The organism is Algibacter sp. 2305UL17-15 (assembly GCF_040720935.1).
GTDB lineage: Bacteria > Bacteroidota > Bacteroidia > Flavobacteriales > Flavobacteriaceae > Jejuia.
This window is the reverse complement of record NZ_JBFDAE010000010.1, coordinates 1-14,385: the sequence shown is the minus strand read 5'-3', so window position 1 is coordinate 14,385 and position 14,385 is coordinate 1. Positions and strand designations below refer to the sequence as shown.

Here is a 14,385-nt window from a genome sequence, read left to right as displayed (position 1 = left end):
TGTCTTGGTTTCAAAACACAAAACTCTCGAAAGACTATAAAATCGATACTTAAAACAAAGACAAACTATTTTAATCGGATACAAATATTTTTAAATTATCATTCATTGTCAATTTTTTCACTTAAAATTCAGTTCATTAAATAAAAATTTTTGGCTTTAATAAGATAGGATTACCGGGTAACTATTTAACATTGATAGATTTTTAAAACACTACAACTTTTAAGATCATCTGCACTTTTTTGTTTACAAACTTTTTCATACCAAAAATCACAATTTAAAATAATAATTCAGTAACTTTCTCATATCCTTTAATTTAAAGATTATGAAAACAACTTTACATTTCTTTTTAGCGATTTCTCTTTTAGGAATTCAAGATTTCTGCGCCCAAAATATTAACGATTTTATATCGGTTAATCCAACAACGACAAGTGAGAAGTTTGTGATTCCATCTTCACACACGTTTCAAGTTATAGGAGAAGTAGGAGATGTTTTAACAGAAGGCGGCGTATTTAAACCCAAACCAGATTTTACAGGTTATGTGCCAATTGCTAATAGCAGCGTTAATGGCTATTTAAGTGTGAATTCAGAGGATGTTCCTCCTCCGTTTGGAAATGGCGGTGGTGTCATGGTTTTTGATATTAATTACAATGGAACAACAAAATTATGGGAAACTGCAGCATCTGAAGACCTTGATTTTACCGCTGTGGGCAATACGGGCGCTAATTGCTCAGGTACTGTAACTACTTGGGGTACAGTAATTAGCTGTGAAGAAGCAAGTATTCCTGATATATTTCCTCCAAATAATGGCTATAACGATCTTGGTTGGAATGTAGAAATTAACCCTGCAACCAAAACTGTAGTGGGTAAGCACTATGCAATGGGAAGTTTTGCCCATGAAAATGTAACCATACATGCTAATGAAAGAACAGTTTATCAAGGTGCCGATTCTGATCCAGGTTATTTGTATAAATTTGTGGCAGATACTGCCCAAGATTTTAGTAGTGGAAATCTTTATGTTTTCAAAGGGCTTAAAGATGGCGCAGGAAGTTGGATTCTTTTAGCAAACTCAAACCAAGCAGAACAAAATAGCACCTTAGCTCAAAGTGGTACGTCGGGAGTAGATGCAACGGTATTTAATGGTATTGAAGATGTTGAAATAGGGCCAGATGGCTGGGTTTATTTTGCAGTTAAAGGGTTTCCAGAGGAAAGGGTGTATCGTTTTCAGGATTCAGATCCTATATCGGGAACAGCTGTTACCTCTATGGAAACTTTTGTGGGAGGCATGAATTACGACATCAATGATGGCACAAATACGACTTCAGTACCATGGGGTTTGAGAAATGATAATCTGGCCTTTGATGGTGATGGAAATCTTTGGGTATTGCAAGATGGAGGAAATAATTATATTTGGGTGGTTAAAAACGGACATACCCAAGCCAGTCCTGATGTTGAAATTTTTGGAATAGCACCAATCGGTTCAGAGCCAACGGGCATTACGTTTACGCCAGATTATAAGTATTTATTTATGTCGATTCAACATCCCGATTCTGGAAATGTTGCCAATCAAATTGATGCTGCGGGACAAACTGTGAATTTTGATAAAGGCACCACTTTAGTAATAGCTTTAAATGAAAATTTAGGAACATCATTATCTGTTGATAATGAGGAATTTAATAGCGAATTCCAGTTTTATCCAAATCCTGTAAATGGTGCTCAAAAATTAAAGGTAAAAGGTAATAACATAAACAATATAAAGCTTTATTCAATTGAAGGAAAGCAACTTATAGAACATAATTATAATGCGTTATCTGAAGTTGAAATGGATTTGAAACATATTAGTGTTGGACTATATATTCTTAAAGTGAATGATTTAGAATCTGCAAGACTAGTGGTTAATTAATGTGATGTTGATTTGAATATTGAAGTATTTGTGTTATCTATTTTGATTGATAAATTGAATCACTTCATCAGCAAATAAATCTGGTTCATTAAACATAGGAGAGTGTCCTGATCTTTCAAAAATCACTAACTTTTTTTCGGCAGCCCCTAAGTTATCAAAAGATTCTTGTGCGAAAAAAATAGGTATCACCATATCATGTTTACCCCAAAGTACTAAAGAGGGGATTGTAATTTCCGAAAGTCTATCAGTATAATTTAGCACTTTCCAGAGTCCTTTATCCGCCAATATCGACTGGGTGTTGTTACCATTCCATAACGTAGTTAATATATTATATTGAAAAGCTATTTTGTCGTTATCATCATTCCATTTATCAGTTAAACCGTCGTTTCTAAAGTTATCTTCAGCTTGATGCCCTTTTAAATTCATTTTATTGGAATCTTCAGCATTATATTGAGTTGCATCAACATTGTTAACCAATTCCAGAACCCCTTCCCAAAAATCAACACTATTTTCAGCCTCAATTTGTTCTGTGGCTACTCTTTTAAAATTTGTGATATATTCAAAATAAAGATCTTTAGGATTATGGGCACCATCTACATTTATCCATCCTAAAAAATCGCTTTGATCTTTTAATAATGCAGCGGGACCTAATGTACCGCCCCAACTGTGTCCCATTAAGAACAATTTAGAATCATTGCCATATGTATGCTTAATCACTTTTGCTAGCGCTAAAACATCTTCCGCCATAATACTAACACTTATTCCGTTTTTAGAATAACTGCCTTGAGCCATTCCAGAACCTCTTTGGTCAAAATAAACCACAGCACATTCTTTTTCAATCCTGCTCTTAATGGTATTAGTGCGGTAGCTTAATCCGTTACCTCCAGGTCCGCCATGTAATATAATAAGGAATGTTTTATCAGACCCGTTACCATGAATATAAGCAGGCATATCTGCATTTTTATGGCGGACAAATATGGTCTTGTCTAAATTGCTAATATCTTCATCTTTAGAACATGAAAAAGCAGTTATGAAAACAACGATAAGCAGTAGTGTTTTTGAATATGTATTAATTGATTGTTGCATCTCTATTTTTCTTTTTAAAATTAAAACGGTACCCATATTGAAGGTTAAAGGCAGGTAAAGTGGTTGCGTTATATGGTGTTCGCAACATGAAATTGATGTTAAAATACCGACCAGTTATTTTTTTGCCTTTTCGTTGCTTACCAATGCCTACCGAGATAGAAGGCGCGTAGTAACCTCTACCAGGAAGAAATACCTTTTCTACATTATCGCCATTAACTTCATAGGTTTCAGGCAAAAATGAGCGGTAATAGCCTAAAGGGTTGAACTCAATACTGAATTGTTTGCCTTTTTTGTTGGTTCGTCTCCAAGTAATCCCATAATTTGTAAAGACACCTGTGTCTGTTCTACTAGCAAAATTTGTGGTAAAACCCAGATTTCCGTTTAAAAGGAACTGGTGTGTGTTTGTTCTTTGTCCGCGTTTTCTATTTTTAACTTTTTTATTTTCTATCAGAAGATATTCAGCGCCGAAGTCCAAACCATTGTTCCAGAGGATATTACCAAAATAGCTGACTTTAAATTCGGTTCTGTCTAAAAAAGATTGCGAAGATAGGTTTGTGGAATAGTTTGTTTCTTCTAAATTTTGTGAAAAACCTAAGTTTAAAAAGCACATTATAAAAGGAATTGCGAAGCATAGTTTTAATGTCATCTATATAGATTAATGTTGATAAACAAAACGCTAAACTACTTTTATTATTATCTATTCCTGTTAAAGGAAATGTAATTAATGCTTAAAATATTCATAGTTAAATATGAAGCTGAAAAATTTAAACTTGATAAATAAAAAATCTCAAGCTAAATATTAACCTGAGATTTTAAAAACTTACACGGTTTATGAGATATTGCCTTAGATGCGGATGTTTGCCCCCTTTATTCTATTTCTTCGTATTCTTCTTCAAGTTCCGTTTCTACGTGTTCTTTTCCGTGAATTCTGTCGTGGCATGTAGTACATAAAACCATAATGTTTTTCAATTCCGATTTTCCTCCCTCAGAATACATTTCTTTGTGATGATATTCAGCCTGCTTGTAATCTTTGAATTCAATTTCGCAATTCGGATATTCGCAATGAGCATTTGCCTTCCTAAAAGCGGTTATTTTTTCTTCATCATTTATTTGTCTTCTATCATCTAATTCAGAAACATCGTGTTTAGTCAAAAATTCATCGATTAATATTTTCTTGCGTAGCGTCAGTATTTTTTCTGACCATCCACCTCTTACATTATCATAAAATCTTTGATAATTAGCTTTAGAACTTCTAAATGATTCGTCATACACTTTTGAATGGAAAGATTTAATAAATGTTTTCAAGTTTTCCTCTTGCCCTTTAAGTGAATAACCAATTTTTAAATCTCTAGCCATTGTATAAACTGCAATTACCCAAGCGTGCTTTTCAAGATATTTATAGTTTCCCGGTTCTTTTGGGAAACATTTTTCAAGAAAATTCAACACTTTAATTGCGTTTTTGTATTCCCTCGAATTTTTACCCAATTCTTTATGTTGGTCGAAGAAATTATATAGCTCATTTGAACCCATTTGTTTGGCTCCGTACATTTCGTAAAAAAGCATTCTCGCAGCATCTGGAAAAACTCCATATCTGTTTTGAGAAAGTCCAACGGAATGCTTCATAAAGTCATGATTTGCAATTTCACGCATACATTCAACGATTGTTCCTGGCTTTGCATTTAATCTCTCTCCCAATTGAAGTGGCTTACCTCGCTGTAATCGTGAAAAAATTAGTCGGACACGTTCGTCATCGTAATCCTCCATTATGTGGAAATTTAGTTTGTAATTTAGGAATTTTTCCTTTTGGTCATCACTTATTGCTTTGTCCGAATTGAAAGTTAAACCGTGATTTTCTATTCCTGAAAACTTTTTATTAAGTGGTAATTTGTTTTCAAAAAATTGCCCAATACAATGCAATCTTTGTTGTCCATCAACAATGTAAAATTTGCTTTCGTCAGATTTATGATTCATAAAGAAAATCGGAAGCGGTTCTTCCCTCAATATTGTGTCGATTAAACATTGTTTGTCCGTTTTAGACCAAGCGTCAACTGGTCTTTGGTATGTTCTATCAATTTTATATTTATTTCGGTCATTTAGGAATTGTTGTATTGTTGGCATTTATTTATATTTTTAATTTTGGTTCGGTTTTTTAAAATGAGGAGGGCTAACCGGCTATACAGTAACTTTTATTAATCATACCTTGTAAACGAATCAGGATACAGCAAGTTTATTGCTACTTTTATCTCGTAAATATAATTAATTTTTCCTACGAAAAAGCAAAAAACCCCGACAAAACTATAGGGATTTTAAATAATATTTAAACTGTTTGCAGAGCTATTTAACTATTAGAAAACTTAGTAGGCAATTCAAAAATCTCCAAATCAAAATAAGGCACAGCAGAAAGTACATGGTCAAAAATATCTGCCATGATGTATTCGTAATTTACCCAACGCTTGTCAGAGCTAAAGGCATAAATCTCGATAGGTAAACCTTGTGGTGTTGGTGCTAATTGGCGCACCATAATCGTCATGTCCTTATTAATAGCAGAATGATTTTCTATATAGGTTTGTATGTATTTTCTAAAAACCCCAATATTGGTGAGGTTTCTGCCATTTAAAGGTAATTCTTTATTGATATTGTTTGTTTTGTTGTATGCCGAAATATCGTTTTGTCGTGTTTCCAAATAAGATGTTATCAGCTCAATCTTTTTAAGTGCTTTAATATCTTCTTCCGAAAGACATTTAATACTATCTTGTTTGATGTTTAAAGAACGCTTAATACGTCTTCCCCCAGCATTCATCATCCCGCGCCAGTTTTTAAACGAATCTGAAATCAACGCATAAGTAGGAATTGTGGTGATTGTTTTATCAAAATTTTGGACTTTAACGGTTGCCAGATTGATTTCTATAACATCGCCATCTGCTCCATATTTTTCAAAAGTAATCCAATCGCCAATACGCACCATATCGTTTATAGAGACTTGGATACTTGCCACAAAACCTAAAATAGTGTCTTTAAACACTAAAATAACCACCGCAGAAATAGCACCCATTCCAGTAACAAACTTTAAGAACGGAATGTTTGTAATAATCGCAATGGCAGACATGATGCCTCCTATCCAAGCAAAAATCATAAATACCTGGATGTAACTATCTATGGGTTTGTCCTTTAATCTCGGAAGTGTTTTTAAGTAGTCCTTAAGCGTATTTAATAAACTTCTTACGATCCATAATGTTAGAATTATAGAGAACACTATAAGTCCTTTTTCAATAATAATTTCAGAATTTCCAAAATCTGAAAACACATCAGGGGCAAATTCGAGTGCTATTAAAAACGGAATAATATGGGCAATATTCCGCGGGACTTTGTTTGAAATTAAAAGATCGTCAAAATTTGTTTTAGATTTTTTGGCAAATTGCGAAAATGCCCCAATCAATAATTTCTTGATGATGATATCAACAATAACGATTATTAAGAGTAAACCCAACAGTAAAATGAGCATATTTAGGTATTGTGCAACTTGTTCAGACAGACCGGTTTCAACTAAATAGTCGAATACTACATGTTTTAAACCTTTAGTCTGTACTGTGATGTCTTCAATGGTGCTGGTGTTATCCTGAATCATCTTGCGGGTCTTAAATATTTTTTATCGATATAAAATGTGCCAAAGGGAATAAGTGAAGCTAGTAGCACTATTCCAAATTCTTTGGTGGTCCATTTAAAATCGTTTTTGATCAAAAATGCAATAGCAATATAAGCTACAAACAGAAGTCCGTGAGGCATTCCCAAAAGTTTTACATATTGGGGATCGTTTGCCAAATATTTTATTGGGGTTGCTATAAACAATAATAAAATATAGGAGACACCTTCAAGAAGTGCTACAATTCGAAAGATATTTACAAATGAAAACATAGGGATTTATTTTGTGCAAAAGTAGAACACATAAGACTAAAAACCGTATGATTTAAGATTTATTTAAAGGGCATTAAATATGATAAGTCCGTAAATAGCAAACCTAACCAATCTAAGTGATCCATAAATAATTACGTTTTTAAATGGGAACTCAATAATTCCAGCAGCAATACACGAAATAGAAAAGGGGAGTGGTAATAACGCACCAACAATAATCAAAAAACCACCCCATTTTTTAGAGTTTTTTAGTTGCTTCTCCATCTTCACCTCTAAGTAATTATGTACTGAAGGTGTTTTTGTAATTGTACGTCCCATCCAATAAGACAAAAGTCCGCCTCCGTAGGATAGAAGTGCTAGTATGCTTAAATAAAACCAAGGGCTGTACATTTTTCCTGCCCAAGCAATAAAAATTTCTGGAGGAACAAGTCCCAATAATGTTTCTGAGACAAAAAAGAAACTTAAAACGCCATAAGAAGGTAATATTTCGGTAAGTCTTGTTAATGCTGCATTGATATCAAAAAAATGATTAACGGCATAAATAGCAATTACAATCCCAATAATATAAGGCAATGCCTTTTTTACTGCTTGCCACACAAATTTGTAAAACCCAGTATAGCTGTAATACTGATGCAGTAATTGCAGACGGGATTTTCCAGGATTTGGTTTTTGCTTTGGTTTCATGCCTAAATTTCAGAGGGAAGCACAAATATAAGACTGAATTTTTAAAACGGAGAAATAAACGATGTTAATTAGAGATTATTTAACAAAAATTAGTCTAAAAACGCAATTTAATGCCCGTAATTCGTGAATTCTACTTTTTATAACTACCATTTGCAAATTGAGACACCAATCTTCTATCGGCAGATCTGCACGTTGTAGGGAAATCAAAAAAGTATAAACACTCTGGTAATCCTTCGTTAAATGTAATTCTAACCGAACCTGAACTTTCGCCGTTCCAACCTGTGTATCTGTATTTTGCAGTCATTTCTGTTGGTCTATCTTGACTGTCTTTTTTTGTGATAGTGGCGTTCGAAATACTGCCGCGTCTATATCGGTTCATGGCCCATTTTTTTGAATGTTCAAAAACCAAATCCTCAGCTAATTTTGCAAAGTTTTGGTTAGTGGTTGAAATGACCGTTTTTTTAGCCGTTTTTCCAGAAATAGGAATCGGTTGTTTGTTGATGGCAAAACGTCTTAAATTTTCTTGAAATCGCATTAACCCTTTACTTCCACAACCATTCATTTTAATTAATGAAGCCAAATCTGCTTTTATGGCTTTCGATGTTTCCAGCATATTTAAGGCTTCTCCAATAGGATTTTTTTGTTGCATCATTTTATACATGTTGCGAAACACATCCACACTTTGGGATTTTTCAAGTGATATTTGTGCATTTCGCATTTCTGGTGTTGCATAGAGCCCTCGGGGTACATCAACCCACTCCACACAGGTTCTGCTAATTTCCCAACCATAACCATCTTTGGTCACTCTTTCGGTAACACATTCTGGTCTCATTAATTCCACTTTATTTGCTGGTAAGCTACTTGCGCAATTTATGGCGTATGCATCAATGTATTCGTTTAAAAGCAGTACGAATGTGGTCTCATCTTTATCAAAAGGAATATTGATGAAGTCGCCACGAAAAATGTTTGTAAAAAGTTTTTCATTTTGAAGTCCTGTTGTTGATAACGTAGGAGGGGTGTTTTGTGCAGATAAATTTGCAAATGAAGTACTGAAAAAGATTAGAGTAATTAAAAGGGTAAAACAGAATATTTTTAAATGATGGAAGGTTTTCATGCGTATAATAAGTTTTGATTGTACTAAAAATCTAGCAATTAAATATACAATAAACTGACTTATTTTTTAAATTAATGATTGTCAATTAGTGAAAAATATAAGTTTTTGTCATTCAGGGGCGAAGCAGAAGAAGCTTCAAATTATTCATCCAATAGTTTTGGATTATTAGTAATAATACCATCAACGCCTAAAGCGGTTAACTCCCTTGCTGTTTCAGAATTATCTACCGTCCAAACATTCACTTTTTTTCCGTTGGATTTTAAAATGTCAATGATTTCTCTGTTTGCAAACACATAATTGATGCTGTATTCATCAATATAGTTATACTTTTTTAAATCTAATCTATCAAAGCTATTGGAATATATAAAAGGCGAAAACTTAAATTTCCCAACAAACAATTTATGTAACGGAATTTTAGGATTTAAGGCATGAACAGTTTCTAAAACAGTATCGTCAAATGAGTGAATGATGACCCAATCTTCAGCATTGTATTTTTGAATGCTATTGAGAATGTTTTTTTCAATATTAGGATAATAGGAACTGCCTTTTTTTATTTCGATGATGAGCTGACATTTTCCATTAATCAGTTGAATTGCTGCTTCTAAAGTTGGAATTCTTTCATCCTTAAATTCATTTGAAAACCAACTGCCAGCGTCTAATTTTGATAGGTCTTTAAATGTTTTTTCTTTAATTAATCCAGTTCCATTTGTAGTTCTGTCCAAAGATGTATCGTGCATTAAAACAACAACTTTATCTGAGGTTTGTTGCACATCAATTTCAATTCTATCTGGGTTTTGATTTAAAGCAGCTTGTATTGAAGCCAATGTGTTTTCTGGAGCAAAACTTGAAGCGCCTCGATGTGCTATTATTTTGGTTTTATGTGTGTTTTCTTCATTGGAGAAATCTTTAAAAAAAATAGGGGAGAGTGATAAGCAGACATAGATAAAGCATATTAAAATAAAGGCTAGTAGTTTGTAGAATGCTTTTTTCATGTATGAATGCTTAGTGTATTTTAAGAATATCAATTAATATTTTATTGATATAAATAGTTTCCCTACCAATTTTTTCAGATGTAATAATGCCTATTTTCTCTAAAGCCTTTAAATATCGTGAAGCTGCTTTTCTCTCTACATTTAGTTTTTGAACTACATATTCAATTTTTGAATAAGGGTGTTCAAAAAGCAGTTCTATAAGCTCTTTTCTGTATATTTTGGGTGCTTCGTTCTGTACTATTTCTATGGTTTTGGAAAGCAGATTATTTATAGAATTAATTTTATCAATTGTTCTGGTAGCCATAATTTCTATAGCTTTTAAAATATATAAAATGTATGCTTCCCAATCGTTGGATGTATTTACTTTATTTAGAAGTCTATAATAGTCTGCTTTGTTTTCATTTATATATGAACTTAAATACAAAATAGGAATATCGAGAAGCTTATTTATTATTAAGTACAAAATGTTTAATATCCGTCCAGTTCTACCGTTTCCGTCGTAAAAGGGGTGGATACTTTCAAATTGATAGTGCAATATGGCTAGATTAATTAATGGAGGAACATCATCTTGGTTTAGGTTAAAATGTTCTAAAAAGTTGCTTAATAAATCTAAAATTTCGCTTTTTTCTTGTGGTGGGACATAGACAACTTCTCCTGTTTTATCATTTTTTAAAACAGTTCCTGCCATACTTCTTATACCTGCATTATTTTCAATAATTGTTTTTTGTAACAACTCAATATCTTTTAATCTTAAGAATCCCTGTTTTTTTAATAGATTATGTCCTAAGAAAATAGCTTTTCGGTAATTAATTACTTCTTTAACCTGTGGGGCTTGTTTTGTTTTTGTGTTTAACGCTTTATAGAGTTCATCTTGGGTTGTAATTATATTTTCAATCTCAGAACTATCCTTTGCCTCTTGAAGCACAACCGCGTTTATAAGCATTTCTTGATTAGGCATTGTTTGGGCTATCCCTTTTAATTCCCCTAAAGCTTTTGAGGATTTACTTAACTGCCTCAATATTTTTAGAGTTTCTACCTTTTCCCGTTTCGGAGGTAATTTATCAAGCGGTTTTATAGGGTGCATTTTGTCTCATATAATTATTATACGTACCAAAAATACAAAATAAAGTACATGTAGTGTGTTTGAAGTACCAAAAAGGGCTGTTTTTTTAGTTTGGTGTGCGATATCTTAAATGGAAAAATCTTAATGAATAGGTATTGAAAATATGTTGATGTTTGTTTTTAGGGGAAGAAGATAATATGTTTTTTATTTTGTGATTTTCGGGAAAGTTCGTTTAACGTGTTTGCGATCGAGTATGCAAAGCGTGTTTCTACTTAGAACTGAACCAAGCAATTAATCATGCTTTATTGTGGCTACTACTTATTTTTTAATGCGCTAATTTCTTTTTTTAATTCAGGAAGTTCTTTAATAATGATAGTCCAAATTACTTCATCCGAAATACTGTCATATTCGTGTGCAATTCGATTTCTAGTGCCGATAATTTTTTGGGCATTTTTAATTTCAATATCGGTATTTTTATATTTTAAAATTCTGTTAATTGCTTCTCCAATTATTTCTATATTTCGTTCTACAGCTTTTTTAGTTTTTAGGTCTTTTTGATACACCAAGAATTCTTTTTGTTTAGGTAAGAAATCAAAAATTTCATCAATAGACCTTTCAACGTCTTCAAGCCAAGAGTTAATTCTATTGTCCATAAATCAACACTTTGGTTTCATCAAGTTCTTTTCTGAAATATTGGTTTTTGATAGCTCTATATTCAATAAGGTCAATTTGACGCTTTAATAATTTTTCTAGTTTATCTTTTAGCTCAAAGTATAAGTTAGTGTATTCAAAGGGGTCATTTTCATTAAAATCCACAACAAAATCGATATCTGAATCATCGTTGAAATCATCTCTAGTTACTGAACCAAAAGCAGAGAATGTTTTAACTTTGTATTGTTCGCAAAGCTTTTTAATTAGATTTATATTTTTCTCGTTTATTTTCATATTATAAAAATAATCAAATTTCTTAGATGCTTGATTTTATCTGACGTTATTATAGCTTTAACCACAACTTTATATATATGAAATTGTTCTAATTTTTCACTTCCGAAGTTAAAAGATTTATTAGAAAACCTTCGCAAAGTTAAATCCCTTACCCCAACAAAAAACCCTTCAAATCCTCATACCTAGAAATAACCTCGGAAACTTTTTCTCGCCCCATAACAGACTGTATTTGCTCTGGTAATGGTTGCTTTTCTTTAATTACTTCTTCAACTACATCTAAAAATTTGGTAGGATGCGCAGTTTCTAAAAATACACAATGCGCTTTTGGGTTTTCTTTTAAATAGGCTTTAGAACCAAGGTAGCCAACAGCGCCATGAGGATCTGCTACATAGTTGTATGTGTTGTAAATCTCTAAGATGGCTGCTCTGGTTTCATCATCTGTAAAACTATAGGAAGACACGTTTTCTTTTAAAGACTCAAATTTATTTTTATAGATTTCTTGAATTCTAATAAAGTTACTCGGTGCGCCGACATCCATCGCATTACTAATGGTTTGAATGGATGGTTTTGGTTCGTATAATTGCGATTTTAAATATCTTGTAACCACATTATTTACATTATTCGAAGCCACAAAATGTTTAATAGGTAATCCTAATTGTTGCGCCATCATACCAGCACATACATTACCGAAATTCCCACTTGGTACTGAAAATACAATATCATCATAGGTGTTATGTAATTGCTTGTATGCAAACATAAAGTAGAACATTTGTGGTAACCAACGCGCCACATTAATTGAGTTTGCAGACGTTAACTGCATGTTGCTTGTTAGCTCTTCATCTAAAAAAGCGGTTTTTACCATGGCTTGACAATCGTCGAACGTACCATTAACCTCTAATGCTTTTATATTTTGACCAAGTGTAGTTAATTGCATTTCTTGAATATCACTCACTTTTCCGCTAGGATATAAAATCACAACATTTACACCTTTTACGCCTAAAAAACCGTTTGCTACAGCACCACCAGTATCGCCAGATGTTGCTACTAAAACAGTAACTTCATTCGTGTTATTTGTATTAAAATAACCTAAACAGCGTGCCATAAAACGCGCGCCGACATCTTTAAACGCCATTGTTGGCCCGTGAAATAATTCCAATGTAGAAATACTGTCGTCTAGCTTTACAACAGGAAAATCGAAAGACAAGGTTTCTTTTACAATCGTTTTTAAAACGTCTTCTGGAATTTCTGGAGACACAAATTGTTTAATGGCTTCGAATGCAATTTCAGAATTCGATAAATTATCGATGTTTTCGAAAAAGGACTTTGGTAATGGTGTAATGCTTTCTGGAAAGTACAAGCCTTTATCTGGTGCTAGTCCTTTGATAACTGCGTTTTTGAATGTTGTATTTGGTGCTTGTTTATTAAGTGAGTAGTAGTTCATTTTGTGAAAATTGACCGATGACGGATGATAGATGACCGAAGAGAAAGCGACGGTAGTATGAAATCTATAATCGGATTATGTTATTTTATGTTTTTGTTGAAAATTGACCGATGACTGAAGACCGATGACCGAAGAGAATAGCGACGGCAAAGTGAAATCTGTAATTGGTTGCATCATTTTATGTTTTTGTTGAAAATTGACCGATGACGGAAGACCGATGACCGAAGAGAATAGCGACGGCAAAGTGAAATCTGTAATTGGTTGCATCATTTTATGTTTTTGTTGAAAATTGACCGATGACGGAAGACCGATGACCGAAGAGAATAGCGACGGTAAAGTGAAATCTGTAATTGGTTATATGTTGTTTAAATTTATTCATTTTTTTTTTTTTTGAAAATATTTTCTTCAGCAGACCCTTCCGTCGCCCGTCATCCGTCTTCCGTCATTTTTATTAAATTACTTTATATTTTTTCTAAAAGCAATCATCATGTTCATAATATGATAGGATTCGTTATATAAATTTGTAAATTGTTCTTCAGTGATATAGTGTCGTCTTTTTGCTTTAAATAGACAGGTTACAACTTCTGCTAACGACCTGATGGAGTATCCTATAAACTTTTTTTGTTCTGGGTTTGACTGACCAATCGAACCTTCCGAAATATTTAATGCTATGGAATCTGACGCTCTACAAATTTGAGAAGATAAATTGAATTTCTCTCTGTCTGGAAAATTTAAAGACAATTGATCGATGGTTTCTCCAAAATCCATTGCTTTTTGCCAAATAATTAATTTCTCAAATTTGAATTTGTTCATTTTGTGAAGGTTGACCGATGACGGATGACAGATGACCGAAGAGAAAGCGACGGTAGTATGAAATCTATAATCGGATTATGTTATTTTATGTTTTAGTAAAAATTGACCGATGACTGAAGACCGATGACCGAAGAGAATAGCGACGGTAAAGTGAAATCTGTAATTGGTTGCATCATTTTATGTTTTTGTTGAAAATTGACCGATGACTGAAGACCGATGACCGAAGAGAATAGCGACGGCAAACTGAAACCTGTAATTGGTTATGCGTTGTTTAAATGTATTCATATTTTCTAGATATTATTTTCTTCAGCAGACGACACTATCCTAAAATCTGTGTAAGTTTCAAAACTCAGGGTTAAATTATTTATAGTTTAATCCTGTTTTCAAATATAGCTAAAAATTGGTTCAATATAATTCCCCAATTTCTAATTGGCATTG

At 33.0% G+C, this 14,385-nt stretch carries 14 protein-coding genes; 1 reads left to right on the top strand and 13 read right to left on the bottom strand.

What is annotated here, in order from left to right:
- Nucleotides 1–322: 322 nt before the first annotated feature.
- Nucleotides 323–1,900 carry an alkaline phosphatase PhoX gene (locus ABXQ82_RS11855; protein ID WP_367059677.1) on the top strand — a complete coding sequence of 526 codons (1,578 nt, stop codon included), beginning with the start codon at nt 323–325 and terminating at the stop codon, nt 1,898–1,900.
- A gap of 33 nt (nt 1,901–1,933) precedes the next feature.
- On the opposite strand, the gene ABXQ82_RS11850 is transcribed toward ABXQ82_RS11855, so the two are convergent.
- The 13 genes from ABXQ82_RS11850 to ABXQ82_RS11790 all read right to left on the bottom strand — a co-directional run bounded on the left by ABXQ82_RS11850 (nt 1,934) and on the right by ABXQ82_RS11790 (nt 13,947).
- Entirely contained in the window at nt 1,934–2,986 is a 1,053-nt protein-coding gene (locus ABXQ82_RS11850) for an alpha/beta hydrolase (protein WP_367059674.1), read from the bottom strand.
- Complete coding sequence (locus ABXQ82_RS11845) at nt 2,970–3,632, bottom strand: hypothetical protein (RefSeq protein WP_367059671.1); 663 nt, start codon at nt 3,630–3,632, stop codon at nt 2,970–2,972. The genes ABXQ82_RS11850 and ABXQ82_RS11845 overlap by 17 nt, the downstream gene beginning before the upstream one ends.
- Before the next feature lie 221 nt (nt 3,633–3,853).
- The gene (locus ABXQ82_RS11840) at nt 3,854–5,104 is read right to left on the bottom strand and encodes a DUF262 domain-containing protein (protein WP_367059668.1); all 1,251 of its coding nucleotides are present in this window, start codon (nt 5,102–5,104) and stop codon (nt 3,854–3,856) included.
- 220 nt (nt 5,105–5,324) lie between these two features.
- Entirely contained in the window at nt 5,325–6,611 is a 1,287-nt protein-coding gene (locus ABXQ82_RS11835; RefSeq protein WP_367059665.1) for a mechanosensitive ion channel domain-containing protein, read from the bottom strand.
- Nucleotides 6,608–6,898, bottom strand: coding sequence for a DUF3817 domain-containing protein (locus tag ABXQ82_RS11830; protein ID WP_367059662.1), 291 nt, complete (start codon nt 6,896–6,898; stop codon nt 6,608–6,610). Before ABXQ82_RS11830 ends, ABXQ82_RS11835 begins: the two co-directional genes overlap by 4 nt.
- Nucleotides 6,899–6,961: 63 nt before the next feature.
- Nucleotides 6,962–7,579 carry a VTT domain-containing protein gene (locus ABXQ82_RS11825; RefSeq protein ID WP_367059660.1) on the bottom strand — a complete coding sequence of 206 codons (618 nt, stop codon included), beginning with the start codon at nt 7,577–7,579 and terminating at the stop codon, nt 6,962–6,964.
- A 130-nt stretch (nt 7,580–7,709) separates the two neighbouring features.
- On the bottom strand, nt 7,710–8,693 hold the full coding sequence (locus ABXQ82_RS11820) for a hypothetical protein (RefSeq protein ID WP_367059657.1): 984 nt from the start codon (nt 8,691–8,693) through the stop codon (nt 7,710–7,712).
- A gap of 140 nt (nt 8,694–8,833) precedes the next feature.
- The gene (locus tag ABXQ82_RS11815) at nt 8,834–9,685 is read right to left on the bottom strand and encodes a glycerophosphodiester phosphodiesterase family protein (protein WP_367059654.1); all 852 of its coding nucleotides are present in this window, start codon (nt 9,683–9,685) and stop codon (nt 8,834–8,836) included.
- 10 nt (nt 9,686–9,695) lie between these two features.
- Entirely contained in the window at nt 9,696–10,769 is a 1,074-nt protein-coding gene (locus tag ABXQ82_RS11810) for a Fic family protein (protein ID WP_367059651.1), read from the bottom strand.
- A gap of 293 nt (nt 10,770–11,062) precedes the next feature.
- Nucleotides 11,063–11,401 carry a HepT-like ribonuclease domain-containing protein gene (locus ABXQ82_RS11805; protein ID WP_367059648.1) on the bottom strand — a complete coding sequence of 113 codons (339 nt, stop codon included), beginning with the start codon at nt 11,399–11,401 and terminating at the stop codon, nt 11,063–11,065.
- The gene (locus ABXQ82_RS11800) at nt 11,391–11,693 is read right to left on the bottom strand and encodes a nucleotidyltransferase domain-containing protein (protein ID WP_367059645.1); all 303 of its coding nucleotides are present in this window, start codon (nt 11,691–11,693) and stop codon (nt 11,391–11,393) included. Before ABXQ82_RS11800 ends, ABXQ82_RS11805 begins: the two co-directional genes overlap by 11 nt.
- Nucleotides 11,694–11,841: 148 nt before the next feature.
- Complete coding sequence (gene thrC, locus ABXQ82_RS11795) at nt 11,842–13,134, bottom strand: threonine synthase (RefSeq protein WP_367059642.1); 1,293 nt, start codon at nt 13,132–13,134, stop codon at nt 11,842–11,844.
- Nucleotides 13,135–13,590: 456 nt separating this feature from the next.
- Nucleotides 13,591–13,947, bottom strand: coding sequence for a four helix bundle protein (locus ABXQ82_RS11790; RefSeq protein WP_367059639.1), 357 nt, complete (start codon nt 13,945–13,947; stop codon nt 13,591–13,593).
- Between the last annotated feature and the right edge of the window lie 438 nt (nt 13,948–14,385).

Bases quoted from the DNA above. Each gene is read 5' to 3' on its own strand.
- ABXQ82_RS11855 (WP_367059677.1), top strand. From the start codon at position 323: ATGAAAACAACTTTACATTTCTTTTTAGCGATTTCTCTTTTAGGAATT.
- ABXQ82_RS11850 (WP_367059674.1), bottom strand. From the start codon at position 2,986: ATGCAACAATCAATTAATACATATTCAAAAACACTACTGCTTATCGTT.
- ABXQ82_RS11845 (WP_367059671.1), bottom strand. From the start codon at position 3,632: ATGACATTAAAACTATGCTTCGCAATTCCTTTTATAATGTGCTTTTTA.
- ABXQ82_RS11840 (WP_367059668.1), bottom strand. From the start codon at position 5,104: ATGCCAACAATACAACAATTCCTAAATGACCGAAATAAATATAAAATT.
- ABXQ82_RS11835 (WP_367059665.1), bottom strand. From the start codon at position 6,611: ATGATTCAGGATAACACCAGCACCATTGAAGACATCACAGTACAGACT.
- ABXQ82_RS11830 (WP_367059662.1), bottom strand. From the start codon at position 6,898: ATGTTTTCATTTGTAAATATCTTTCGAATTGTAGCACTTCTTGAAGGT.
- ABXQ82_RS11825 (WP_367059660.1), bottom strand. From the start codon at position 7,579: ATGAAACCAAAGCAAAAACCAAATCCTGGAAAATCCCGTCTGCAATTA.
- ABXQ82_RS11820 (WP_367059657.1), bottom strand. From the start codon at position 8,693: ATGAAAACCTTCCATCATTTAAAAATATTCTGTTTTACCCTTTTAATT.
- ABXQ82_RS11815 (WP_367059654.1), bottom strand. From the start codon at position 9,685: ATGAAAAAAGCATTCTACAAACTACTAGCCTTTATTTTAATATGCTTT.
- ABXQ82_RS11810 (WP_367059651.1), bottom strand. From the start codon at position 10,769: ATGCACCCTATAAAACCGCTTGATAAATTACCTCCGAAACGGGAAAAG.
- ABXQ82_RS11805 (WP_367059648.1), bottom strand. From the start codon at position 11,401: ATGGACAATAGAATTAACTCTTGGCTTGAAGACGTTGAAAGGTCTATT.
- ABXQ82_RS11800 (WP_367059645.1), bottom strand. From the start codon at position 11,693: ATGAAAATAAACGAGAAAAATATAAATCTAATTAAAAAGCTTTGCGAA.
- thrC (WP_367059642.1), bottom strand. From the start codon at position 13,134: ATGAACTACTACTCACTTAATAAACAAGCACCAAATACAACATTCAAA.
- ABXQ82_RS11790 (WP_367059639.1), bottom strand. From the start codon at position 13,947: ATGAACAAATTCAAATTTGAGAAATTAATTATTTGGCAAAAAGCAATG.